The sequence below is a fragment of the Fodinicola feengrottensis genome (genome assembly GCF_039530045.1).
Taxonomy (GTDB): domain Bacteria; phylum Actinomycetota; class Actinomycetes; order Mycobacteriales; family HKI-0501; genus Fodinicola; species Fodinicola feengrottensis.
The window spans coordinates 617,762-641,084 of record NZ_BAAANY010000009.1 but is presented as its reverse complement, the minus strand read 5'-3'; the positions used below and the strand labels follow the sequence as shown (position 1 = coordinate 641,084).

Sequence of the window (23,323 nt, the reverse complement as noted above, 5' to 3'; positions counted from 1 at the left end):
CAAGGTCTGCCCTCCGGGCGGGGCCTCAAGGAAGAACGGGGTCGGTCTGGCTGATGCGTTGGGTGGGTGGCGCCGTTTTGTCGGTGCTGTCGTGAACGCTCGATTTCGGGGGGCCTGTTTTGGGGCTGGAGTGACTGGTGTGATGTGCGTGGTTTTCCGCAAGAGTGGGCGTTTCTGACTGCGATCGTCGCGACTGTACGTGTGGAGATTGCCGCCCGACGGTCACCGTCCACTGTTTCCGTTGTTGATCTTGGTTAGCTGGTCTACCTGAAGCGGACATATCGAGTGAGTGTCCGTTTTGGGCGGACCAACTAACCAAGATCAACACAGGGCTGGAGTGGCTGAGGTGACTGATTCTCGCGCCCGGTCACCAAATTTTGGATATATAGCCGGACGGCTATGTCCGATTGTGACGTTGTTGCCCATTCGACCGCCCCAACGGCCAACAATGTCACAATCGGACATACCTCTGGCAGGTATAGGGCAAGTAAATGGTAACAGAGCGTGACGTACAGGGCGTGCCGCACTCAAGTGGCGGAGCCGACTAACGGCCCAGACCACTTAGTTGTCGGCGAGAGCGTTGGTGGGGGTGAGCAACGCGCCGCGGATCGCTGGGCCGGCGGCGGCCAGCACGGCCAGGACGGTGACGGCCGCGAGGGAGGCCAGCAGCGGCAGCGGCGGGCCCACCGCGGTCGGCAGGTTCAGCATCGACACGATGGCCACGCCGTACAGGTAGCCGATCAGGCTGCCGGTGACGGCGGTGACCACTGACAGCAGCATCGCCTCGGCGACCACCTGCAGGCCGACGCCCGTACGGGTAACGCCCAGCGCGCGGGACAGCGCGAGTTCGCGGCGCCGCTCGGTGATCGAGACCGCGGTGGTCGCGACCACCCCGCTGACGGCGGCCAGCACGGACAGGCCGAGCAGCCCCCAGCCGAGCAGGGTGGCGGTGTCGAAGGCCGCGGTGTTGGCCGCGTCGCTGTGCCGAACGACCGCGTCCCGCAGCGAGGCGCTGCCGACCACCCCGAAGGCGAGCAGCGAGAAAGCGCCGGCCAGCGGCATCGCGACGGCGGCCGCCCGGCGCGGCGTACGGGACGGCTCCCGGGCCGCGACTCGGATGACCGCACCAGCCGGCCCGAGGAACCGGGCGACCAGGCCGGCGATCCAGCCGGGCACCCGTACGAGCAGCGGCACCACCAGCGGGCCGAGCACACCGAATAGCCCGATCATGGTGAAGACAGCCGACGCCAGCAGCGGGAAGAAGCTCCGGGCGGCGATGCCGAGCATCGCCAGCAGGCCGGCGAGCAGCACGATGCCGGCCCCCAGGACCAGCCGGGCGACGCCGGCGCCACGCTCGACCGGGGCGTCCGGCACCGCGGAGAGCGCCGCCACCGGCGGCACCCCGGAGGCCTGAATGGCCGGCCGCAGCGCGGCGGTCACGGCCGCCGCGACCCCCAACGCCACAGCCACCGTGGCCAGCACCAACCCGGGCACGGCTGGCGTCACGCCGGTGCTCCCGAGCAGCGCGGACACGCCGACGCTGTTCAGCACCGAAAGCATGCCGACCGAGATGAACCATCCCGACCCGACCGCCAGCCCGGCCGCCACCACCCCGATCACGACGGCTTCGAGCACGGTCACCACGACCAGCGGCGGCCGGGACGCGCCCAGCGCGCGGAGCAACGCCGTACGCCGAACCCGGGACGCCGTCACCGCCCGGAAAGCCGCGCCGGCCACCAACACCGCGGTCGCCATCGCCAGCAGGCTGAACATCACGAACAGCGTGCTGCTGATGCCGATCGGGCTGGGCTGCTCGCTCGCCCGGGCCTGCGCGGCCGTCTCTACCTGATAGTTGCCGCCGACGGTCGCCTCGATCCGAGGCAGCATCGCGTCGACCGGGGTGCCAGCGGTGAGCACCACGTCCATGCCGTAGATCGTGGTCGAGTCCAGATGCGCGGTGGCGAACGCCGGTGCGGCCACCATCGCGATCCCACCCGGGCGACCGAGATCCTGCGCCGAGACGCCGACGATCAGTGCCTTGACCGGCTTGCCGGTCCGGTAGTCGGCGATCAGCACCGAACTGCCGAGCGGATGTTTACGCTGAGCGTCCACCTCGTCGATCGCGACTTCCTGGTCACCGCGCGGCAGCCGGCCCTGCAGGATGGTCGTGGTCGACAGCCGCGGGTCGCTCGGCTCCACCCGAATGCTCGCCGGCGTGTTCAGCGGCCGTCCGTCCGCGCCGAGCACCTGACCGGAAGTGACCTGCCGGGGCTGCGCGGTGGCTACCCCAGTCAGCTGCTGAACCTCGGTGACCAGGCTGGCCGGCAGGTCCGTACCAGGCGCCCGGATGACCACCGCCGAACCGGCCGGCGTGTGCGGCTTGTTCCGCTGGATGGCGGTGTCATATGCACCACCGACCAGCACAGACGAGACGACACACGCCAGCCCGACCGCCAGCGCCACGCCGGGCAGCAACGTCCCGACGGGGTGCCGGCGCAGGTCCGACAGGAAGACCCGCAGCAGCGGAAACATCCGGGTGACTCCTCAGGAAGTGGCGAGCGCGTCGACCGGGGAGATCCGGGCGGCCCGCCGGGACGGCAGCCAGCCGGCCAGCAGGGTCAGCGCGACCAGCACCACCGCCACCAGCACCAGCTCGCCGACCGGCAGCACCAGGCTCACCCCAAGCGACAGCGAGTCCAGCAGCCGCCAGGCGTAGAACGATCCCAGCACCAGCCCTATCGCGGCCCCGACCAGCCCGAACACCCCCGACTCCAGCATCAGCGAACCGCGCAACCCCTGGCGGGACAGGCCGAGCGCCCGGAGCAGGCCGGACTCGGTCGTACGCTCCACGATGGCCAGGGTCATGGTGGTCGCCACTCCAGTGACCGCGATCAGCACGGTCAGCGCCAGCAGGCCGAGCGCGATCAGCGTCACGGTGGCCAGCGGGCCCTGGAAGCTCTCCCGCGCCGACGCCGCGTCCTGCACCTGGGAGTTCGGCAAAGCGGCGCTGACGATCTTGCGAATCTCCGGCACGGTGTGGCCGGCCGCCGGGTCAACCAGCACGGTGCTCACCGTGGCGTTCGGCGCGATCTTGCGGAGATCGGACGGCATCAGCAACGCCGGCCCGAAGGCGGTCTGCCAGGTCGCGGTGACCTTCAGGGTGACCGACCGGTTGCCGGCCGAGACCGCGACCGAGTCACCAATATGCACGCCCAGCTTGGCCGCCACATCGCTGTGCAGGCCGATGTCACCGACCCCCACGTCGCTCGGCCGGCCGCCGGCGACCGCGACCTTGGCCAGGCTCGGGACCGCACTCGCGTCCAAGCCGGTCGCCGGCAGGGTCTCTCGCGCGCCTTGCGCGCTGATGGTGACATCCGCCGCGGTCTTGGGCACCGCTCGGGCGATGGCCGGGTTCTTCGCCAACGCCTGCAGCTGCGCGGGTGTCGCGCCGCTGGTCGGGTACGCGACCACCGCGGTCGGGAATTCGGCGCTCAGCCGCGCATCCGCATAAGCCTGCATGGACGCCGTGCCCACCAGCAGGCCGGTCACCAGCGTCACGCCGAGCGCGACCACCGACGTGGTGGCGGCGATTCGACGGGGCGAGCGGGCCGCGTTGCGGATGGCCAGCCGGCCGGTCGTGCGAGCCAGCGCGCCGGCCGGCCAGCCGAGCAGCCGGGCCAGCGAGGGCACCACATACGGCCCGAGGGTGAGCAGCGCGCCGAACGCGAAGGCGCCGGAGACGACCACGATGAGCGCGCCAGTCGAGGAGTGGATGACCGTCGCGGCAACGCCCGCCAGTGCGGCGGCCAGCACGAGCAGGATGCCGAAGGACATCCGGAGCCAGCCCACCTTCTTGGCGCCGTCGGCAACCGCGGCCGTCCGCAGCGCGGCCAGCGGCGGCACTCGGGAGGCGGAGATCGCCGGGGCGAGCACCGAACCGACCGTCACCAGCACGGCGCCGGCCACGCAGCCGAGCAGAGCCAGCACATTCAGGCCGGGGAACGGCACGACCGAGCCGGTCGAGTTGATGATCGCTATCGCGCCGTACGCGATGCCGGCCGAGAGCACCACACCCAGGACTCCGGCGACCAGGCCGGTGATCGCGCCCTCGATGACGAGAGCGCCGATGATCTTGTCGCGCTTCGCGCCGATCGCCCGAAGCAGGGCCAGCTGGCGCATCCGCTGGGCGAACACGATCCGGAAGGTGGCGGCCGCGACCAGGCCGGCGGCCAGCACCGCGACCAGCACGAACAGGCCGAGCACCAGGAACAGCTCGCCGACCGCCTTGCTCACGTCGGTCGCGTCGCTCTGCCGAATGGTGGCGGCGTCGTCGACCGTGATGCCGGTGCCACCGACCGCGCTCTTCACGCTGCTGACCAGGGCGGCCGTGTCCGTACCGGCGGTGGCGCTGATGTTGAGCCGATTGAAATGCGCCCCCAACGCGGTCAGGCCGCTGGCAGGCACGAACACGTCAGCACCCCGGCCATGCGGGCTGACGATCGCGGTGACGGTCACCTGGATCGACTTCTTGCCCTGCTCACTCGGTTGCACCGGGAGGGTGTCACCGATCTTCAGGTGGGCCTTCTTGGCGGTGTCCTCGGACACCGCGATCTGCCCGGCAGCCGTCGGGTAGTGCCCAGACACCACGCTCACCAGCGACAATGGGCCGCTGCCAGGGTCGGACTGGACGAAGAAGTCGAGGCCGCCGCCCTGGATGAAGGTGACGCCCTGCTCGGCGACCTGGCTGACGCCCTGGAGCGCCCGGACCTTGCCAGCGGCGGAGTCCGGCAGGTTGGTCGAGGACTTGACCACCACGCTGGTGGCCGAGGTGGTGGTGCTGAACGAATCCTGGAGGGACTGTTCGACAACGCTTTGGACAAGGAAGGTCGCATACGCGAAAGCGGTCGCGACGATCACGGCGAGCGAGGTCAGCAGCAGCCGGGTGGGCCGGCTGGCCAGGCCACGCAGCTGGGTGCGCAGAACGGACATGTTTGTCAGGCCCCCAGGCCACGAAGCGCGTCGACGACCGAGTCCTGGGTGGGCTGGTGGATCTCGCCGGCCAGCCGGCCGTCCGCGAGCAGCACCACGCGGTCCGCGTACGACGCGGCGACCGGGTCGTGGGTGACCATCACGACGGTCTGCTGGAGCTCGCGCACCGACCGGCGCAGGAAGGACAGCACCTCGGCGCCGGACCGTGAGTCCAGGTTGCCGGTCGGCTCGTCCGCGAAGACCACCGCTGGCTGGCTGACCAGCGCGCGGGCCACCGCGACCCGCTGCTGCTGACCGCCGGAGAGCTGGCTCGGCCGGTGCTTCAGCCGGCTGCGCAGGCCCAGCACCTCGATGAGGTGGTTGAAGAGGGTGGCGTCCGGGCGGCGCCCGGCCAGCTGCAGCGGCAGCAGGATGTTCTCCTCGGCGGTCAGCTGCGGGAGCAGGTTGTACGCCTGGAAGACGAACCCGATCTGGTCCCGCCGCACCCGCGTCAGCTGCGCGTCCCGCAGCCGGGTCAGCTCGGTCGTACCCACCCAGACCTGCCCTGAGGTGGCGCTGTCCAGCCCTGCCATGCAGTGCATCAGCGTCGACTTGCCAGAACCAGAGGCGCCCATGATGGCGGTGAACTGCGCGCGCCCGAACTGCACGCTGACGCCGTCCAGCGCTCTGACGGCGGCTTCACCGCTGCCGTAGACCTTGACGAGCTCGCGGGTGGCGGCCGCCGGCTGTTGCGCGGCCTGCTGCTGGGGTAGGGCGACCGCCTGCGGTGCTCCCATGGGTGATGCCTCCTGCTTGAGATGTGTCGTGAACCGTCCACAACTCTGCCCGCTGGCCCCGACACTTCGCGTCCGCACGCGGTCGCGCCCACCCGCCCCTCACGGCGCATGTCCACCGTGCGCCCATTCATCCCCAAGTCGTACGCGCCGCGCCATCTGCTGCGACCAGCACGTTCCTGCCGCGTGAAAGGTCACAAGCCCTTTAACAACGACGGCCGCGATGCCTCATCGCGTGCGACTGGCGCTGCCAGCGTGGATCTTCAGTAGGGCTCGGTGTATGAGCGGCCGCGAGTCCACAGTGGACGGACACTTATCGTCATATTTCGGCAGAGATTTCTCAAAAGCCACTTCAGTCACAAAAACGGCGGAACCGCAAAATTCTTGCTCGCGCGCGGCCTCAAACCCACCCCCCACCCGATCTGGGTGGGGGCCAGATTAACCAAGGGGGTACGACAGTTTCGCGCCGCAGTGGGCATTTCGTGGATCCAGATTTGCCGCAAGCGTGACCGCGAAAGCCAGCGACGCTCGTACCAAGCGGGGAAAGCTCAGCCGGAGGGGCGGACCAGGCCTCGTTCGTACGCGAGCACCACGGCCTGCACCCGATCGCGCAGTTTCAGCTTGGCCAGAATGCGGCCCACGTGGGTCTTGACAGTCGCCTCGGACAGGAACAGCTTCGCCGCGATCTCCGCGTTGGAGGCGCCACGAGCGACCTCCAGCAGGACCTCACGCTCGCGCTCGGTGAGGGCGGCCAGCGGGTCCGGGCCGGGCTGCGGATCGGGCAATGTGGTCGCCACGTGGTCGAGCAGCCGTCGGGTGGTCGAGGGCGCGATCACCGCGTCGCCGCGAAAGACCGTACGGATAGCCGAAAGGACGTGCTCCGGCGGCGCGTCCTTGAGCAGGAAGCCGCTGGCTCCGGCCCGCAACGCGGAAAAGGCGTATTCGTCGAGGTCGAAGGTGGTCAGCACGATCACCCGCGGGCCTTCCTCAGCGGACCGCTGGGCGAGCAGCCGGCGGGTCGCCTCGACGCCGTCCATCCGCGGCATGCGTACGTCCATCATCACGACATCGGCGGCCGTGACGGCGAGCTTGGTCAGCGCCTCGGACCCGTCGCCGGCCTCGCCGACGACCCGCATGTCCTCCTGAGCGTCCAGCACCATCGCGAAACCGGCGCGGACCAGCGCCTGGTCGTCGACGAGGAACACGCGAATTGTCATGCTGAGGATCCGATCAGTCGTTTGCTAGGCCGGACGGTACGGCAGCCGCGCCCGGACCTGGAACCCGCCACCCGGCCGGGGCCCGGTGTGTACGGACCCGCCGACCACGGCAAGCCGCTCGCGCATGCCGACCAGGCCGTGCCCGCCGCTGGTCGGGTCGTCCGGGTCGCGCACGGTCGGGCCGCGGCCGTCGTCGGCGACGGTGACTTCCAGCGCCTCCGACGACCAGTGCAGCACGACCGTGGCGTGCGCGTCCGGCCCAGCGTGCTTGATCGTGTTGGTCAACGACTCCTGGACCAGCCGGTAGACCGCCAGCTCCGCGGTCGGTCCGAGCTGCTTGCGATGTCCTTCTTCGTCCTGGCGTACGTGCAGCCCACTGGCTCGTACGCGGGTCAGCAGGTCGCCCAGCTCGGCCAGCCGCGGTTGCGGGCCGCGGTTCACCTCAACGGCGGAGTCGGCGTTGAGCGGCTCGTTGCTGCGCAGGACGCCCAACAGGCCACGCATGTCGGCGAGCGCCTGGCGGCCGGTCTCGGCGATGGTGCCGAGCACCTCCTGCGCCCGCTCCGGCTTGGTCTTCGCGGCATACTGCCCGCCCTGCGCCTGCGAGACGATGACCGCGAGGGAGTGCGCCACCACGTCGTGCATCTCCCGGGCGATCCGGTTCCGCTCCTCGACGACGGCCCGGGCCGCGCGCTCCTCGCGCTCCGCCTCAGCGCGCTCGGCACGGTCTTCGAGAGTCGTGAAATACGCGTACCGGACACGGCGGAACTGCCCGAGCCCCCAGGATGCGAACACCGCCGCCACGATGAACATGAAGATGAAGACCAGCAGCAGGATCAGCGTCGGGTCCTGGTCCATCCGGTAGCCGATGAGGACGCTGAACCGCGCCGTCTCGGCCAGCCCGCCGGCAATGCCCAGCACGAAGGCGATGGCGCCGGCCGGACGTCTCCCGTACGCGCAGACCGAGTACGTGACCAGCAGGAAGATCAGGTCGGACGGGAACGGGACCGGGGTGATCAGGACTTTTATCGCCAGCGCGACCGTCACCACGATCAGCGCGGTGATCGGCATGACCCGGCGTACGACGACAACGCCGTGGGTCACCAGCACGATCAGGATCAGGATCGGGATCAGCACCGCCGGCGTCGACTCGACGCCCATGCCATCGTTTGAGACCGCGATGACCAGTGAGACCGGCGCGACGAAAAGCAGCATGCCGATCGCGAGGATGCTGTCCGACAGCCACGGGTTGCCGCGCAGCCACGAATCCAGCCGCTCCAGCAGCCGGCGCCGCGGCCGGCCGTCGGCCGTCGGCGTCCCGTACATGGTGCCGCGGGTCGCACCGGGTCCGATTGGCACCGGCGGCGGCGCGTACGGCGGTGGCCGCAGGATCGACGGCGGCCGCGGCGGTGCCACGATCTGCGGGACCGTCTCCTGCCGCGCGAACGACGGGACCGACGCCGACCCACGCGCCCGACCGGCCGGTCGGGCAACCAGCGGGGCAGTCTCTGTGGGCTGGTCGGCCCCGGTGGGCTGGCCAGGCTCGACCGACGGCAGCACCCTGGTGGGTGTTGTCGGCTGGTCCGGGTCTGGCGTGCTCATATCAACGACTCTAGGTGCGGGGTAACCGGCCGGCGTCGACCTGCCGGGTGATTACCGGACCACCGACAGTCGTAGACAGATCAACTATTCTGAAGTAGTTGAGTGGAATAGACTCAACTTAGTTACGTTGTGTTTACTGTATTGGCTGGTTGAGATGCTGCTGAGGAGCCCATGAACGCCGAGATCCTGACCACCACCAGCCGCGAGGTGCTCTCGCAGGCGATCTCCGTCGCCGGCACCCGCGGTCACGCCACCGTCGAGCCCGCGCACCTGCTGCTGGCGCTGCTGGACGTGAAATCGTCCACCGCGCCCGCGTTGCTGCGTGCGGTCGGCGCTGACCCGGCGGGCGTACGAGCCGCCGCGGCCACCGCGATCGACCGGCTGCCGTCCGCACAGGGTGCGAGCGTCGCCGAGCCGCAGTTGTCCCGGGAGCTGGCCAACGTGATCACCGCCGGTGAGCAGATCATGCGGTCGGCCGGCGACGAATACCTGGCCACCGACCACCTGTTGGCCGGCCTCGCCCGGACCGGCGGTTCCACCGCGCAGCTGCTGCGCAGCGCCGGCGCCGCCGAAGACACGCTGGTGGCAGCCTTCCCGACGGTCCGCGGCGGCGACCACAAGGTCACCACCCCGGACGGCGAGGAGTCGTATCAGGCGCTGGAGAAGTACGGCGTGGACCTGACCTCGGCCGCTCGGGACGGCAAGCTCGACCCGGTGATCGGCCGGGACACCGAGATCCGCCGGGTCATCCAGGTGCTGTCCAGGCGTACGAAGAACAATCCCGTCCTGATCGGCGAGCCGGGCGTCGGCAAGACCGCCGTCGTCGAGGGCCTCGCGCAGCGGATCGTGGCCGGCGACGTGCCGGAGTCGTTGCGCGGCAAGCGGCTGGTCAGCCTTGACCTCGCCGCGATGCTGGCCGGCGCGAAATACCGCGGTGAGTTCGAGGAGCGGTTGAAGGCTGTCCTGGAGGAGATCAAGGGCTCCGAAGGCCAGGTCGTCACCTTCATCGACGAGCTGCACACCGTGGTGGGCGCTGGCGCGACCGGCGATTCGGCGATGGACGCCGGCAACATGCTCAAGCCCATGCTGGCCCGCGGCGAGCTGCGGATGGTGGGCGCGACCACGCTCGACGAGTATCGCGAGCGGATCGAGAAGGACCCCGCGCTGGAGCGCCGGTTCCAGCAGGTCCTGGTGGGTGAGCCGTCAATCGACGACACCGTTGGCATTTTGCGTGGCCTCAAGGAGCGATACGAAGCGCATCACGGCGTACGCATCGCCGATGCCGCTCTGGTCGCCGCCGCCGCGCTGTCCGACCGCTACATCACCTCACGTTTCCTGCCGGACAAGGCGATCGACCTCATCGACGAGGCCGCTTCCCGGCTGCGGATGGAAATCGACTCCTCCCCGGTGGAGATCGACCAGCTGCGCCGGGTGGTGGACCGGTTGAAAATGGAGGAATTCGCACTGTCCAAAGAGGACGATGCGGCCTCTCGCGACCGGCTGCAGCGGATTCGCCGCGACATAGCCGAAAAACAGGAAGAGCTGGCCGCACTGACGGCGCGTTGGGAGCAGGAGAAGTCCGGCCTGAACCGCGTCGGTCAGCTGAAGAAGGAGCTTGACGACGTACGCGGCCAGGCCGAGCGCGCCCAGCGCAACGGCGAGCTCGCGGTCGCGTCCGAGCTGCTCTACGGTCGGATCCCGCAGCTGGAGAAGGACATCGCCGCGGCCTCGGAATCCGAGCAGGAGCTGGAAACCGAGCCGATGGTCAAGGACGAGGTCGGCCCGGACGACGTGGCCGAAGTGGTGTCCGCGTGGACCGGGATCCCGGCCGGCCGGATGCTGGAAGGCGAGACCGCCAAGCTGCTGCGGATGGAGGAGTCGCTGACCCGCCGGGTCGTCGGCCAACCCGAAGCCGTGCTGGCGGTGTCCGATGCCGTACGCAGGGCCCGTTCCGGGGTCTCCGACCCGGACCGCCCCACCGGTTCCTTCCTTTTCCTCGGCCCCACCGGCGTCGGCAAGACCGAGCTCGCGAAGGCGCTCGCCGCATTCCTGTTCGACGACGAGCGGGCGATGGTGCGGATCGACATGAGCGAGTATTCCGAGAAACACTCGGTTGCCCGGCTGGTCGGCGCGCCGCCCGGGTATGTCGGCTACGAAGAGGGCGGCCAGCTCACCGAGGCGGTCCGCCGCCGGCCGTACACAGTCGTGCTGCTGGACGAGGTCGAAAAGGCCCATCCGGATGTGTTCGACGTGCTGCTGCAGGTGCTGGACGACGGTCGGCTGACCGACGGTCAGGGGCGTACGGTCGACTTCCGGAACGCGATCCTGGTGCTCACCTCGAACCTGGGTTCGCAGGCGATCACCGACCCGACGCTGGACGACAAGGGCCGCGAGACCGCGGTGATGTCGGTCGTACGACAGCACTTCAAGCCGGAGTTCCTGAACCGGCTGGATGATGTGGTCGTCTTCCACGCACTGGACACCGAAGAGCTGGCGTCCATTGTGGACATCCAGGTGACCCGGCTGGGCGCCCGGCTGGCGGATCGCCGGCTGGCGCTGGACGTGTCGCCGGCGGCTCGGGAGTGGCTGGCGATCAACGGCTTCGACCCGGTTTACGGCGCCCGGCCGTTGCGCCGCCTGATCCAGTCGGCGATCGGCGACCAGCTGGCCCGCGCGCTGCTGTCCGGCGCGATCGCCGACGGCGACACGATCCTGGTCGAGGTCACCCCGGATCGATCCGGCCTGTCCGTCTCACGCGCCGACAGCACGTCCCTGCGCAAGCAACTCCCCTAGCTAGCACCGACCCGTTACCGGAATTTCCCGCCGGTAACGGGTCTAACTGGTCCACTTGAGTTCGGAAGCCGGCGTGCGCAAACGATGCTCGGTCTCGGATACTGGTTGGGTGCCACGTAGCCGCCATCAGATCGACGTCGACGCGCTCCGTACCAAGGAGCTCGCCGCCGGCCGACCCAAGGGTCACCAGCTCCGGGAGATCCTGGAGGACCTCGCCGGCGGGCTGGGGCCGGGCGGCCTGATGCCGTCCGAGCGGGTGTTGGCGGAGTATTTCGCCGTATCCCGTACGACCGTGCGCCAGGAGATCGAGCGGATGGTCGCCGACGGCCTGCTCTTTCGCCGACACGGCCACGGCACTCTGGTCGCGGAGCCCAAACCCGCCCATCTGGACCTGTTGACATCGTTCAGTCAGGACATGCGGGCCCGTGGCATGGTGCCCGGCTCGGTGCCGCTGGCGGTGTCGGTCGAACCGGCCAGCTCGCGGCTGGCGACCCGCCTGCAAGTGGCACCGGCCTCGCCGGTGCTGCACCTGGTACGCCTGCGGACCGCCGACCGAGTGCCGATGGCGGTGGAGCACACCGACGTGTCGGTGCACCGCTTCCCCGGCATCCAGGCGCTGGACTGGGCCGACCGTTCGCTGTTCGCCACCCTCGAGGAGCGCTGGTCCGTACGCCCCGCCACCAGCGACGCCCACATCGCTTCGGTGCTCCCGGACGCTGAGCAGGCTCGTGCGCTGGCCGTCGAGCCCAGCCAACCCTGCCTGCTGATCGACGGCGTCACCCGCGACACCACCGGCGCCGTGCTGGAATCCAGCCGGTCCCTTTTCCGCGGCGACCGCTACGAGGTGCTGGCGCGGGTGGGGCGCAACTAATCTCGGAGCCATGCAGGTTTTGCTGGTCGTCCTGGGTTCGATCGCCATCGTGGTGGGAATCGTCGGCATCATCGTCCCCGTCCTGCCCGGCCTGGTGCTGTGCTGGCTGAGCGTCCTCGGGTGGGCGATCTTCGCCGACGCCGGCTGGGGAAAGTGGCTGGTCCTGGGCATCGCCACGGTGTGGGCGGTGCTGGGGACGGTGGTCAAGTTCACCTGGCCGGGCAAGCAGCTGAAAGAGTCCGGCGTGCCAACCACCACCATCCTCGTCGGGGTAGTGCTGGGAATCGTCGGCATGTTCGTGATCCCCGTGGTCGGCTTGTTCGTCGGCTTCATCCTCGGCGTCTTCCTGGCCGAGGCCCAGCGCGCGAAGAGCTTCTCCGGAGCCTGGCCATCAACTGTCGCCGCCCTGAAGGCAACCGGCCTGTCGATGCTGATCGAGCTGATGGCCGCCTTCGCGATCGCCCTCACCTTCACCGCCGGCGCCCTCTTCGCCTAGATCCTGCAGCGCTCTACATAGGGTGCGGCGCGAAACTGTCGTACCGAGCCCGAAAAATCGCCCCCACCCAGTGACGGGTGGGGGGGCGGGTTCGAGGACCAATGTTCAACTAAAAATTAAGGACTACCTCTCAACCCACCCCCCGCCCGTTCAAAGGGAGGGGGAAAGAAAAACAGACACCTACGACAATTTCGCGCCGCTACGGGTGGTTTTCAGGCGGAGTTTTCGACTCGGCTGAGTGCGGCTCGTAGGTCCGGGCCGGCGAAGGCGGCGCGGACGGCGCGGATGTCCAGCTCGATCCAGTCGGCGATCTCGGGATTTCCCGGGTGCGCCGCGTCCTGGAGGATCATCCACGGGATCCACGTGGTGATGCTCAGCGTGTGGAAGAGCATCGCGCGGTCGGTCAGCAGCTGGTCGGGCTCGCCGCGGTACGCGGTGACCAGCTGTTCTACGGCGGTGAACGGCAGGCCGGACATGCCGATCGCGTTGCCCAACTCGGCGGCCGGTTCGGCGTCGGCAGCGTATTCGAAGTCGATCAGCCAGAGCCGCTCGCCGTCGTCGAGGACGTTGCCCGCCGACAGGTCGTTATGGCATGGCACCGCGGGCATCGGCTGGCGCCGCAAAACCGCGGCGAGGTGGTCCACTCGGCCGGGAAGATCCTCGTAGCCGGCGGGCAAGGCGAGCCCACGGTCGCGTACGCCAGCCAATAAATGCGTCTGGACAGCAGAATGATCAAGGACCCGACCCAGCGCCGGTCCGGAATGCAGGAGGCGCAGTGTTTCGCAGAGACGAAGCCGAAAATCGTCATTGAGCAGCGCGTCCGCCGACATCGCGACGGCGTTGTTCACCCAGCCGATCCGCATGGCACCAGAATTTGAGGCCGCAAGGACGGGAGGTGCGACCCCGAGATCATGAGCCTGCTGGGCGGCGCGGCGCTCGGTCGTACGATCGATGCCGAGCAGGGCGTCGTCGCTGGCCGGTTCGCGCAGCACGGACACCGGCCGACCGTCGACAAGGACCTGCCAACTGCGATTGGTCGTGCCACCGGTCAGCGGCTCCAAGGTGCTGCCCACTGGCTGAAGATCCACCAGCACAGTGTCCGCGACCTGTCGAAAGTCAGAGCCAACGGGTGCCTTTCGGGGGCTCCGTACGCGGTCCGCCGACACTTAGCGTCGGCTGGTGACCGAAAAAGATGGCTCGTTCTGGGCGCCGCCGGGTCCGTGCTGGCCCTGCATACCGGTGCCGACCTTCCCGTTGCGGGATGGCTGTTCTCGATTTTCCTGCTCCGCTTCACCCGCTCGTCCAAGCCGCTGACCGGCCTACTCTGGGTGCTGGGCGTGAACGTTGTCGGGACGCTTGTGTGGTGTTGTACGACCGGCCTGCTTTTCTCGTTGCCAGTGCTGTTCGCATTTCTTTTCCTGGCAGTGTTGGCAAGCCTGCCGTATGTGCTCGACCGCCTGCTGGCGCACAGGTTCGGCTGGCTGTTGGGCAGCCTGCTGTTCCCGCTGGGGCGGGTCGCCGCCGAGTACGGCTTCCAGGCCATCACCGATTTCGGCAACTACGGCTCGCTCGCCGCGACCCAGTACGGCAGTCTCCCGCTTCTACAGCTGGCGACGGTGACCGGCTCGTACGGCGTGAGTTTCCTCATCGCTTGGCTGGCCTCGATCGCGAACGTTGGCTGGGAACGGAAACTCCTCAGACCGGTACTCGTCTACTCGTCGGTCCTGGTCACCGTGCTTGGCCTTGGCGCGGCCAGAATGTCCTGGACAGCACCGAATTCCCCGACCGTTCGGGTGGCCGGAATCAGCCCAGAACGCAAGACCCTGCAAGCAGTCTGGTCCACGCATTCGCAAGCGGCTTTCGAGACGGTGAACGCGGAGATGATCGCGCGTACGAAGACAGAAGCACGAGCCGGCGCGAAAATAGTCGTTTGGTCAGAAGAATCCGGCTACGCGACCAAAGCGACCGAGACGGCGTTGATCGATCGGGTACGACAGGTGGCGCGGACTTCGGGCATCTACGTGGACATGCATCTCAATGTCGTGTCGGACAGGGCTCCTTTGCTGCGCAACAAGGCGATCCTGCTGACTCCAACTGGGCAGGTCGGCTGGGACTACGAGAAGGCGCATCCGACCCCACAGGAGGCCAGCGAAGGTATGGTGGACGGCGGCGAGCCAGCGCCAACACTCATGACACCGTACGGTCGAATCGGGACTCTTATCTGCTATGACCTGGATTTCCCTGCCCTCGCGGGAAAAGCGAATGCCGACATTCTGCTCGTGCCGGCGAATGACTGGAGTGGATTCGCAGATTTGCACGCACAGCTGGCCACCATCCGCGCGATTGAGGATGGCACGTCGATCGTACGAGAGGCGAGCAACGGCGTCGCCACGGTGACCGACTTCCAGGGGCGGACCATCGCCTACAGCGACTATTCCACCAACGCTTCGCAAACTCTGGTGGCCGATGTTCCGACCAGGAGTGCGGCAACGATCTACCGGTTGTTCGGCGACCTTTTCGCCTGGCTGTGTCTCGTCGCTCTGCTCGTCCTGGTTCTGATCAGTCGTCGGTCAGCCCGGCCTGGTAGGCGACAATCGCCGCCTGAACTCGATTCTTTACCGCCAGACGCGACAAAATCGCACTCACATACGTCTTGACCGTGCCTTCGACCACATGTATCCGGCCGGCGATCTCGGCGTTGGACAGACCGGAGCCCACCAGCGAAAGAACCTCGCGCTCGCGGTTGGTGAGCTGCTCCACCCGCTGCTGGGCCGTCGCGATCCGGGTCTTTCTCGCCGCAGCGCCGGAGGAATTCAGCTCAGCAATGATTTTTTTGGCCACCTCTGGGGAAAGATAGGCTGCGCCAGCCGCGACGGCATGGATGCCGGCCAACAACTCGCGCGGGTCTCCGGACTTGAGCAGGAAGCCGCTGGCTCCATTGCCGAGTGCGTCGGCGATATAGCTGTCCTCGCCAAAAGTCGTCAGAACGATCACCCCAGTGTTGGGTGTCGTACGGCGGATCTCCATCGTCGCGGCCAACCCGTCCAGCTGGGGCATCCGGATGTCGAGCAGCGCGACATCCGGGCGGTGTCGCTGGGTCAACTGGACGGCGGCGCGGCCGTCGGCCGCCTCCGCGACGATCTCGATATCGGCGTCAGCGGAGAGAATCGCCCTTATGCCGGCCCGAATCATCGGTTCGTCGTCGGCAAGCAGCAGTCGGATCACTTGGCGGTGCTCTCTTTTCCAGTCGTACGGGAAACAACGCCCTTGCCCACCAGCCGGTCTCGGTCGAAACACAGACGATAGGCGGTGTGTACGGCCGCGAGCTCGAAACTCGTACGGTAATAACGACAGTCCCAGCCAGGGTGGTCGAACGGTGGACCCTTGACCGGCCAGTCGACCATTTGCATCCAGGGCAACGAATCCGTCGCCGTACGCTGGCTCTGCCCGACCGCGAGCTGGGCATAGCGCTCGGACGGAAGCACACTATCGTAGGAAATCACCAAATAGCCGCCGAGCACGAGGATCACCGCGGCCGCGGTGATCGCGACCGAGGTGCCGACGGTCCTGACCAGCTGCTGGCGCATCTGCAGGCGAGTGACCTCGGTTGGTGGCGGCGGCTCATGGGCCAAAGCGGAGACTTTCCCCGGCTCGTACGGCAATCGCGCCGACACTTCGAAAACGGGCCCCAGTGGCCCGGCCCGCAGCATCCCGCCGGCTAGTCGTACCCGCTCCGCCAACCCGATCAGCCCACGTCCGTTGCCAACCGCCGGCTCGCCCGTCGACAGGTTGTTATGGACAGTGACCAAAGTTTCGGCGGACGTGTGCTCAACTCGAACGACCACGGTTGTTCCTGGCGCGTGCTTCGCCGCGTTGGTCAACGCTTCCTGCACGACGCGGCCGATGGCGATGCCGGTCAACGGCGCGATTCCCGGGGCTTGGCCGACCAGCTCCAGCTGGATGTCCATGCCGGCCGAACGCGCTCGTTCCACCGGCTCGGCAATGCTTTCGCGAACCGGTTGGAGAGGTGCGTGGTCGGCGTTTTCGCGGAGCATGCCGATGACGGTGCGCAGCTGTTCGGTCGCGCTAGCCGCCGCTGTACGCAGCTGCGTGGCCGCGGCGCGATGATGTTCGGGTAAGTCCGCCACTTCTAATGCGGCGGCCCGGAGCGCGATCAGGCTGAGCTCGTGACCGAGCGAGTCGTGAACGTCATCGGCGATCCGGGTGCGCTCAGCGAGTCGCTCCCGGTCGGCGATCATCCACTGCTGGAGCTCCAACTGCCGGGCCCGCTCCCAACCAGCCGTCGCCAATTCCGTTTGCAGCCGCCGATATCGACCGGCCAGCCAGGGCACTACCAGCAAGAAAGCCACGATCGTCAGCGCCGACACCCAGCCCGGCAGGCCACCAGTGGTGACCATCGTGGGCGCGCCGGTCGCGACGCCCACGACGACAGTGAGCGCCACGGCGGCGACCGTGATCGCCGCGAAGGACCGCAGCGCCGGGCCCGTCGCGGCCAACCGGCGCCCGGCCAGGCAGCTCGTCACAACAGTGATCAGCAAATACGACTGGAGGAACGGACCGTGGTGAACGGCCTGCCACAGCGCGTACGCGAGGCTGAACGCCGCCGACGCGGACATCGCGACCAGCGGGTGCATCCGGCCGACGACCAGGATCGCCGCCGTCACCACGGTGCTCGCCGCAATCACCCACCAAAGCAGCGCTGACCGGTCCTCGATGATGGCGGCGGCGGTGACGACGGCCAGCAGCAAGCCGTCGACCAGCAGCCGGCGCCGGCCCGAGCGGCCGGCATAGAGCTCCCTTACGCCGTCCATGCCGCTGAACGTACCCGCGCGGCAGGGCGGCCCGACACTGCCGAAAGTCAAGCCCCGTTCGCGGTGGGCGAGCGGGGCTTTGGGGTGTTGCGCTCTACCGCTTGACCATGGCCGCGAGCCGCTTGGTCTGCGACCAGCGGCCCCAGGCGATCAGCGCGGCGATGACGCCCAGTAGCGCTGGCGTGACGACCATCGCCGGGGCGCGTAGGACGAAGACCTGGGTGGCGACCGCGCCGATCATCAGCCCGACCAGGCCGAGCGAGGCGAGGCCGGACAGCCGCGGAATCAGCAGCCCGATCGCGCCAGCCAACTCCAGCAGTCCAATCGCGTACCGGAACCACTGGCCGGCGCCCATCTGGGTGAACATGTCGATCGCGTACTGGTTGCCGAGCAGTTTCGGCCCGGCGGCCGCGACCAGGAAGAACAGGGCGATCACCCCCTGGAGCACCCACAGGGTGACGTTGAGCCCGCGGCGGTGGGTGCCGGTGGTCCGTACTGCGGTGCTGCTCATCTCAGTGGTCCTTTCAGCTGGATGAGCAGACTCTCGCAAGGAAAGTCAAATTTGTCAAGACAAGAAAAATTGTCAATGTGCTTATAGTCGAATGACTGGCCGTGACCTGCGGTTTTCTAACTGGAGAGGTCGCTGACCCGGTCAGCCACCGCGTCCCGGGCATGAGCGGCGACCTTCTTCGCCTGCTTGGCGGCCCGGCGGGCCTGCCAGCCGACGGACGGGCGGCCGACGGTGTCGACGGCGGCCAGGAGTACGCCGCCGAGCAGTCCGAGGTCCGTGACGAAACGGGCCTGCTTGGCTGGCCGGTCCTGCGACTGAGCCGACCAGAAGGAGTCACGGGCGATAGTGGTGGCGACCAGCGAGCCGGCCAGCGCGACCGCCGCCAACCGCGGGAAGCGGCCGGTGGCCAGCAGCACACCGGCACCAATCTGAACGCCCGCGTTAGCCCGTACGACCACGTCCGTACGCGTCTCCTCCAAGCCGAGCGGCCGCGCGATGCGGGCACCGAAACCCTCCGCGAGCTCCGCGGCCGCGTCCTTGTCCCGCAACGCGACGACGCCTTCCTTGATGAAAACGGCGGCAAGCAGTGGTCGGGCGACTCTGCGGACAATGCTCATGATTTTCTCTCCCAGGCCGGAATTCGCGCTTCTGGGCAGAGTTCCCCAGGCTGCGATCACCCAAACGTACCGGCCGGCTACCGTCGTTGGCATGACGCAAACGGCTCTGGTCACCGGCGCAACGGCCGGCATCGGCGCGGCCTTCGCCCGCGCATTGGCGGCGCGCGGGCACGACCTGGTGCTGGTGGCCCGCGACCGGATGCGGCTGGAAAAGCTGGCCACAGACCTGCGCGGTGCGTACGGCAGCACGGCGTCGGTCTTGCCGGCCGACCTCACCCAGGACACCGGCTGCGCCGCGGTCGAGCAGCGACTGTCCGATGTGGACAATCCGATCGGGCTGCTGGTCAACAATGCCGGCATCGGGCTGGCCCGGGCGTTCCTGAAGAACAGCCTCGACGACGAGTTGCGCCAATTGGACCTGAACGTACGGGCGGTGCTCCGGCTCACTCATGCAGCGTTGCCACCGATGGTGGCGCGCGGCAACGGATCAGTCATTAATGTTTCTTCGGTGGCTGGATTTGGTACGACCGCGCCTGGATCTACTTATGGTGCAACGAAATCCTGGGTCACGGCGTTCAGCGAATCGGTCCAGTTGTCGGTGCGAAATTCCGGCGTACGAGTGATGGCATTGTGTCCAGGTCTGGTGCGAACGGAGTTCCACGAACGAGCCGGCCTGGACGTGGGCGACCGGCGTGGCGCGATGTGGCTGGACGCCGACGCGCTGGTCGCGACCGCGTTGGACGACCTGCGCCGCGGTCGTACGGTCAGCGTTCCGACCGTACGTTACAAGGCGATCGCCGGGCTGCTGCGGCATTTGCCGCGGCCGGTCATCAACGCGGCGATGATCCGCTCCACCCGGGTCCGGAAGTGACTGGCCACCTTAGAGTGCGTTTGGGCTCGGCTATCGGCCGCCACAGTTTCCCGACGCCTCTTAGGCTGGGCGGATGACGCAGCGCGCTTTCCGGTTCGGCCTCAACACCCGGGAAATCGACGACCGGGAGCGGTTCGTCGAGCGCTGTCGGTGGGCCGAGCGGAGCGGGTTCGACACGCTGCACCTACCCGACCACCTACAGGCCCCCTCGCCGTTCCCGGTGATGATGGCCGCCGCCGACGCGACCGAGCGGCTCCGGGTGGGGACGTTGGTGCTCAACATCGGCTTCTGGAACCCGGCCCTGCTGGCCCGCGAGGTGGCCAGCGTCGACCGGCTGTCCGGAGGTCGGCTGGAGCTGGGCCTTGGCGCCGGCCACATGAAGTCCGAGTTTGACCAGGCCGGGATCGAGTGGGAGCCGGTCGGCAAGCGTACGGACCGGCTGCGGGACACCATCATCGAGCTGGACCGGCTGCTCACCGACCTCGACCACCGGCCGGCCGTCGTGCAACGGCCCCGACCGCCGCTGCTGCTGGCCGGCACCGGCGACGGCATGCTGGAGGTGGCCGCCGAGCACGCGGACATCTTCGGCTACGGCGGCCTGTGGCAGCAGAAAGGGCAGCCGCCGGGCACGTTCCGGCTGGCCACCGCGGCCGAGACGGACGAGCGGATCGGTTTCATCCGGGAGCGGGCCGGCGACCGGTTCGACCAGATCGAGCTGAACGTGCTCGTACAAGCCGTGGAAATCACCGACGACCGAGACGCGGCCGTCGCCAGACTGGCCGCCGACACGCTCGAGGGGATGCCCGCCGAGGAGATCCTGCGGACGCCGATGGTGCTGGTCGGGACAGTCCAGCAAATCGTCGACCAACTGCATGAGCGGCGGGACCGCTACGGCTTTTCGTACATTTCCGTCCACCAACACCTGGCCGAGAAGATGGCGCACGTCATCGACGCGGTCAAGTAACGCCGTCGCACCCGCAAGGTGGCCGCGAAAAACCTCAAAGCTCACCGAGCCAAACCCCTAGGTGCGGCGCGAAATTGTCGTACCCACCTGGTTTTCTAGCCCCCTCCCTTTCAGAGGGGCGGGGGGTGGGTCGAGAGGCAAGGGCTGAATTTTAAGTTGGACGTCGGTCCTCAAACCCACCCCCCGCCCGTTTAAGGGAGGGGGCTAGTAAACAGCATCGGTACGACAGTTTTGAGCCGCACCGGGGTTTCGGCGGCCGGAAATGTCAGGCGTCCAGGAGCCAGGAGGCCAGTTCTTCCCGCCAGTTGGTTGCCGAGCCTTCCCAGGACGCGATCCACTGGGCTCGCTTGTACCAGCGTTGTAGGGCGTTCTCCCAGGTGAAGCCGATGCCGCCAAGGGCTTGGATGGCCCGCTCGCAGCCACTGGGGGCGACCTCGGAAACGCATGCCGAGGCGGCCGCAACGGCCTCCTCGGTTTCTTCGGCGCCGGTGTGTACGGCCCAAGCGGCCCGGTAGGCGAGCGACCGCGCCAGTTGCAGGTCCGTGTAGACATCGGCCAGCTGGTACGACACGCCCTGGTACGAGCCGATCGGCTTGCCGAACTGCTCCCGCTGCTTCGCGTACGCGACGGCCGTGTCCAGGGCGCGCTGCATCACGCCGACGCCTTCGCAGGCCAGCAACGCCGCGGTCTGTTGGCGTACGGCCGTCAGAACCGGGCGGGCCCGGCCGGGCGCAACGACCACCTCCGCTGGGGTGCCGTCCAGGGTCAGCTCCGAATATGGCCTGGTGGTGTCCACTGTGGAGAGCTGGCGGAGCCGGCGCGGATCCGGGCGGGTGACGAAAAGTCCGACGCCAGCCTCGGCCTGGGCGACCACCACGACGTAATGCGCGGTCGACGCGGCCGGCACCCGGGTCTTGACGCCGGACAGCCGCCAACCGTCGCCGGCCTCCTCGGCGCGGCAGTCCACCGCGGTCGCCGCGGCGGCCAGCGTCAACGCGCCATGATCGGCCCAGGCCATCGTCGAGGTCTTGCCGCCGCGGCCGCCGAGCACCGGAGCGGCCATCGACACGTGCATCAGCCACGGCACCGGCAACAGGCCATAGCCGGCCTCCTCAGCGATCACCGCGAGATCCAAAACGGTCAGCTCGTCGTCCAGCCAGCCCAGTTGGCTCAGCTCATCCCAGGCTTTGTCCGGCGTGTCAGGAGCGGCCGCCTTGGGCGCTTTCTCCTCAACCTTCGCAGCCGGCTTCTCCACCACCTTCTCCGCCGGTTTCCGCGCGGCCTTCTCAACCGGCTTCTGCACTGCCTTCTCAACCGGCTTTTCCGCTGGTTCCGTCGGCTTTTGCGCTGGTTCGGCGGCAGCCTTCTCACCGGTCCAGGCGATCACCCGCTCGACCGGCCAGCGCTTGGCCAGCCAGTCGTGCGCGGTGGTACGCAACGTCTCCTGTTCGTCGGAGAAGGCGAAATCCACTGTGGACGCTCCTTTGGCCTGGCTCAGCGTGACCGGGGCAGCCCGAGCACGCGTTCGGCGACGATGCTACGCAGCACCTCCGACGTGCCGGCCTCGATGGTGTTCCCCCGGCTGCGCAGCTGCTGATACTGCCAGTAGCCGGACCAAAAACCGTCCTCGCCGTCGATCTGGGCGTCCGGGCCGAGCAACTCCAGCGCCAGCTTGGTCAGTCGCTGGTTGGTCTCCGACCAGCGGAGCTTGGTAATCGACGCCTCCGGGCCGGGCACTCCCGTACGGGCCAGCGCCGCCAGCGAGCGATAAGCCGTGTAGCGCAGCCCCTGCATCTCGATCCACAGGCTGGCGATCCGGTCCCGAGTGAGCGGGTCGGCGTCCGCACCGGTCCGCCGCGCGGTGGCCATCAGGTTCTGCAGCGACACGTCCAGCCGGGCCGTCAGCGCGAACCCGAGCGTGCCGCGCTCGTGCAGCAGGGTCGTCATGGCCACCCGCCAGCCGGCGCCGACCTGGCCGACCACGCACTCCGCCGGAATCCGCACGTCTTCCAGGAAGATCTCGTTGAACTCCGGGTCGCCGGTGAGCTGCCGCAACGGTCGTACGGTCACACCTTCGGTGCGCATGTCGAGCAGGAAGTACGTCAACGCCCGGTGGTTTTCCCCGTCCGGGTCGGTCCGGGTCAGCAGGATGCAGTAGTCGGCGATGTGCGCGTACGACGACCAGACCTTCTGACCGTTGACCACGAAATGGTCGCCGTCGCGGACCGCGCGGGTCTTCAGGCTGGCCAGGTCCGAGCCGCTGGAGGGCTCCGAGAAGCCCTGGCAGAAGATCTGCTCGGCGGACAGGATCGCCTTAAGGTGCTGGGATTTCTGCTTGTCGGTGCCGTGCGCGATGATCGTCGGGCCGGCCATCCCGAGGCCGATCACGCCAATGTGGTCCGGCGCCCCGACCCGCGCCGTCTCCTCCAGGTAAATCGCCTGGTAGGCCGGCGGCTTCCCACCACCGCCGAAGGCTTCCGGCCAAGTCAGGCCGGCATAACCAGCGCCGAAGAGCTTGTTGCTCCACGTCCGGGAGAAGTCCTCGTCCCAGCGTCCGGCCTGCGGCGCGCGTTGCCCCCAGTCGGCCGGCAGGTTCGCGGCCAGCCAGCCGCGCAGATCGTCCCGGAAGGCCGCCTCGTCGGCGGTGTCGGACAGATCCACTCGCTTCCTCCCTATCTGGCCGTCAGGTGCGCTTTCGGGCAACGTCCCGGCCAGCCCGGGCAACTTTGGCGCCAGGGTACGCAGCCGCTGCTTAGGCTAGTATCCGCACCAGCCGGGATGGGTCCC

The 23,323-nt window shown here is 68.2% G+C and carries 18 protein-coding genes; 6 read left to right on the top strand and 12 right to left on the bottom strand.

Going from position 1 to position 23,323, the window contains the following annotated elements:
- Positions 1–561: 561 nt before the first annotated feature.
- The 5 genes from ABD301_RS15535 to ABD301_RS15515 all read right to left on the bottom strand — a co-directional run bounded on the left by ABD301_RS15535 (position 562) and on the right by ABD301_RS15515 (position 8,581).
- Positions 562–2,532 (bottom strand): ABC transporter permease, encoded by a 1,971-nt coding sequence (locus tag ABD301_RS15535; protein ID WP_344310946.1) that lies wholly within the window; start codon positions 2,530–2,532, stop codon positions 562–564.
- 12 nt (positions 2,533–2,544) lie between these two features.
- On the bottom strand, positions 2,545–4,989 hold the full coding sequence (locus ABD301_RS15530) for an ABC transporter permease (protein ID WP_344310944.1): 2,445 nt from the start codon (positions 4,987–4,989) through the stop codon (positions 2,545–2,547).
- Positions 4,990–4,994: 5 nt separating this feature from the next.
- The gene (locus ABD301_RS15525; protein ID WP_344310942.1) at positions 4,995–5,765 is read right to left on the bottom strand and encodes an ABC transporter ATP-binding protein; all 771 of its coding nucleotides are present in this window, start codon (positions 5,763–5,765) and stop codon (positions 4,995–4,997) included.
- A 545-nt stretch (positions 5,766–6,310) separates the two neighbouring features.
- Positions 6,311–6,979 (bottom strand): response regulator, encoded by a 669-nt coding sequence (locus tag ABD301_RS15520; RefSeq protein ID WP_163572285.1) that lies wholly within the window; start codon positions 6,977–6,979, stop codon positions 6,311–6,313.
- 24 nt (positions 6,980–7,003) lie between these two features.
- Positions 7,004–8,581 carry a histidine kinase gene (locus ABD301_RS15515; protein WP_344310940.1) on the bottom strand — a complete coding sequence of 526 codons (1,578 nt, stop codon included), beginning with the start codon at positions 8,579–8,581 and terminating at the stop codon, positions 7,004–7,006.
- A gap of 171 nt (positions 8,582–8,752) precedes the next feature.
- Here ABD301_RS15515 and clpB point away from each other — a divergent pair, with 171 nt between their 5' ends.
- The 3 genes from clpB (at position 8,753) to ABD301_RS15500 (ending at position 12,741) form a co-directional block, all read left to right on the top strand.
- Complete coding sequence (gene clpB / locus ABD301_RS15510) at positions 8,753–11,374, top strand: ATP-dependent chaperone ClpB (protein WP_344310938.1); 2,622 nt, start codon at positions 8,753–8,755, stop codon at positions 11,372–11,374.
- 109 nt (positions 11,375–11,483) lie between these two features.
- Positions 11,484–12,245, top strand: a complete 762-nt coding sequence (locus ABD301_RS15505; RefSeq protein ID WP_344310936.1) for a GntR family transcriptional regulator — start codon at positions 11,484–11,486, stop codon at positions 12,243–12,245.
- Between the two features lie 10 nt (positions 12,246–12,255).
- Entirely contained in the window at positions 12,256–12,741 is a 486-nt protein-coding gene (locus ABD301_RS15500) for a DUF456 domain-containing protein (RefSeq protein WP_344310934.1), read from the top strand.
- 212 nt (positions 12,742–12,953) lie between these two features.
- Here ABD301_RS15500 and ABD301_RS15495 read toward each other — a convergent pair whose 3' ends face one another.
- Complete coding sequence (locus ABD301_RS15495; protein ID WP_344310932.1) at positions 12,954–13,829, bottom strand: choline/ethanolamine kinase family protein; 876 nt, start codon at positions 13,827–13,829, stop codon at positions 12,954–12,956.
- Between the two features lie 132 nt (positions 13,830–13,961).
- On the opposite strand from ABD301_RS15495, the gene ABD301_RS15490 reads away from it, so the two are divergent.
- Positions 13,962–15,398, top strand: a complete 1,437-nt coding sequence (locus ABD301_RS15490; RefSeq protein ID WP_344310930.1) for a nitrilase-related carbon-nitrogen hydrolase — start codon at positions 13,962–13,964, stop codon at positions 15,396–15,398.
- Here ABD301_RS15490 and ABD301_RS15485 read toward each other — a convergent pair.
- The 4 genes from ABD301_RS15485 to ABD301_RS15470 form a co-directional block, all read right to left on the bottom strand.
- Complete coding sequence (locus ABD301_RS15485) at positions 15,301–15,966, bottom strand: response regulator (RefSeq protein ID WP_344310928.1); 666 nt, start codon at positions 15,964–15,966, stop codon at positions 15,301–15,303. The two genes, ABD301_RS15490 and ABD301_RS15485, sit on opposite strands and share 98 nt — an antisense overlap.
- Entirely contained in the window at positions 15,963–17,573 is a 1,611-nt protein-coding gene (locus ABD301_RS15480) for a sensor histidine kinase (RefSeq protein WP_344310926.1), read from the bottom strand. The genes ABD301_RS15485 and ABD301_RS15480 overlap by 4 nt, the downstream gene beginning before the upstream one ends.
- 94 nt (positions 17,574–17,667) lie before the next feature.
- Positions 17,668–18,084 carry a DoxX family protein gene (locus ABD301_RS15475; protein WP_344310924.1) on the bottom strand — a complete coding sequence of 139 codons (417 nt, stop codon included), beginning with the start codon at positions 18,082–18,084 and terminating at the stop codon, positions 17,668–17,670.
- Positions 18,085–18,200: 116 nt separating this feature from the next.
- On the bottom strand, positions 18,201–18,701 hold the full coding sequence (locus ABD301_RS15470; RefSeq protein WP_344310922.1) for a DoxX family protein: 501 nt from the start codon (positions 18,699–18,701) through the stop codon (positions 18,201–18,203).
- Positions 18,702–18,792: 91 nt separating this feature from the next.
- Between ABD301_RS15470 and ABD301_RS15465 the strand changes: the two genes are divergently transcribed.
- Both ABD301_RS15465 and ABD301_RS15460 read left to right on the top strand, forming a co-directional pair.
- The gene (locus ABD301_RS15465; RefSeq protein WP_163567742.1) at positions 18,793–19,572 is read left to right on the top strand and encodes an SDR family NAD(P)-dependent oxidoreductase; all 780 of its coding nucleotides are present in this window, start codon (positions 18,793–18,795) and stop codon (positions 19,570–19,572) included.
- A gap of 73 nt (positions 19,573–19,645) precedes the next feature.
- Positions 19,646–20,536 carry an LLM class F420-dependent oxidoreductase gene (locus ABD301_RS15460; RefSeq protein WP_163567743.1) on the top strand — a complete coding sequence of 297 codons (891 nt, stop codon included), beginning with the start codon at positions 19,646–19,648 and terminating at the stop codon, positions 20,534–20,536.
- Positions 20,537–20,801: 265 nt separating this feature from the next.
- Here ABD301_RS15460 and ABD301_RS15455 read toward each other — a convergent pair whose 3' ends face one another.
- A complete protein-coding gene (locus ABD301_RS15455; RefSeq protein WP_344310919.1) occupies positions 20,802–22,007 on the bottom strand; it encodes an acyl-CoA dehydrogenase family protein in 1,206 nt (401 codons plus the stop codon).
- A gap of 23 nt (positions 22,008–22,030) precedes the next feature.
- The gene (locus ABD301_RS15450; protein WP_344310917.1) at positions 22,031–23,197 is read right to left on the bottom strand and encodes an acyl-CoA dehydrogenase family protein; all 1,167 of its coding nucleotides are present in this window, start codon (positions 23,195–23,197) and stop codon (positions 22,031–22,033) included.
- Positions 23,198–23,323: the final 126 nt, after the last annotated feature.

Excerpts from the sequence above, each read along its gene's own strand:
- ABD301_RS15535 (WP_344310946.1), bottom strand. The coding sequence starts at position 2,532 with ATGTTTCCGCTGCTGCGGGTCTTCCTGTCGGACCTGCGCCGGCACCCC.
- ABD301_RS15530 (WP_344310944.1), bottom strand. The coding sequence starts at position 4,989 with ATGTCCGTTCTGCGCACCCAGCTGCGTGGCCTGGCCAGCCGGCCCACC.
- ABD301_RS15525 (WP_344310942.1), bottom strand. The coding sequence starts at position 5,765 with ATGGGAGCACCGCAGGCGGTCGCCCTACCCCAGCAGCAGGCCGCGCAA.
- ABD301_RS15520 (WP_163572285.1), bottom strand. The coding sequence starts at position 6,979 with ATGACAATTCGCGTGTTCCTCGTCGACGACCAGGCGCTGGTCCGCGCC.
- ABD301_RS15515 (WP_344310940.1), bottom strand. The coding sequence starts at position 8,581 with ATGAGCACGCCAGACCCGGACCAGCCGACAACACCCACCAGGGTGCTG.
- clpB (WP_344310938.1), top strand. The coding sequence starts at position 8,753 with ATGAACGCCGAGATCCTGACCACCACCAGCCGCGAGGTGCTCTCGCAG.
- ABD301_RS15500 (WP_344310934.1), top strand. The coding sequence starts at position 12,256 with ATGCAGGTTTTGCTGGTCGTCCTGGGTTCGATCGCCATCGTGGTGGGA.
- ABD301_RS15480 (WP_344310926.1), bottom strand. The coding sequence starts at position 17,573 with ATGGACGGCGTAAGGGAGCTCTATGCCGGCCGCTCGGGCCGGCGCCGG.
- ABD301_RS15475 (WP_344310924.1), bottom strand. The coding sequence starts at position 18,084 with ATGAGCAGCACCGCAGTACGGACCACCGGCACCCACCGCCGCGGGCTC.
- ABD301_RS15470 (WP_344310922.1), bottom strand. The coding sequence starts at position 18,701 with ATGAGCATTGTCCGCAGAGTCGCCCGACCACTGCTTGCCGCCGTTTTC.
- ABD301_RS15465 (WP_163567742.1), top strand. The coding sequence starts at position 18,793 with ATGACGCAAACGGCTCTGGTCACCGGCGCAACGGCCGGCATCGGCGCG.
- ABD301_RS15460 (WP_163567743.1), top strand. The coding sequence starts at position 19,646 with ATGACGCAGCGCGCTTTCCGGTTCGGCCTCAACACCCGGGAAATCGAC.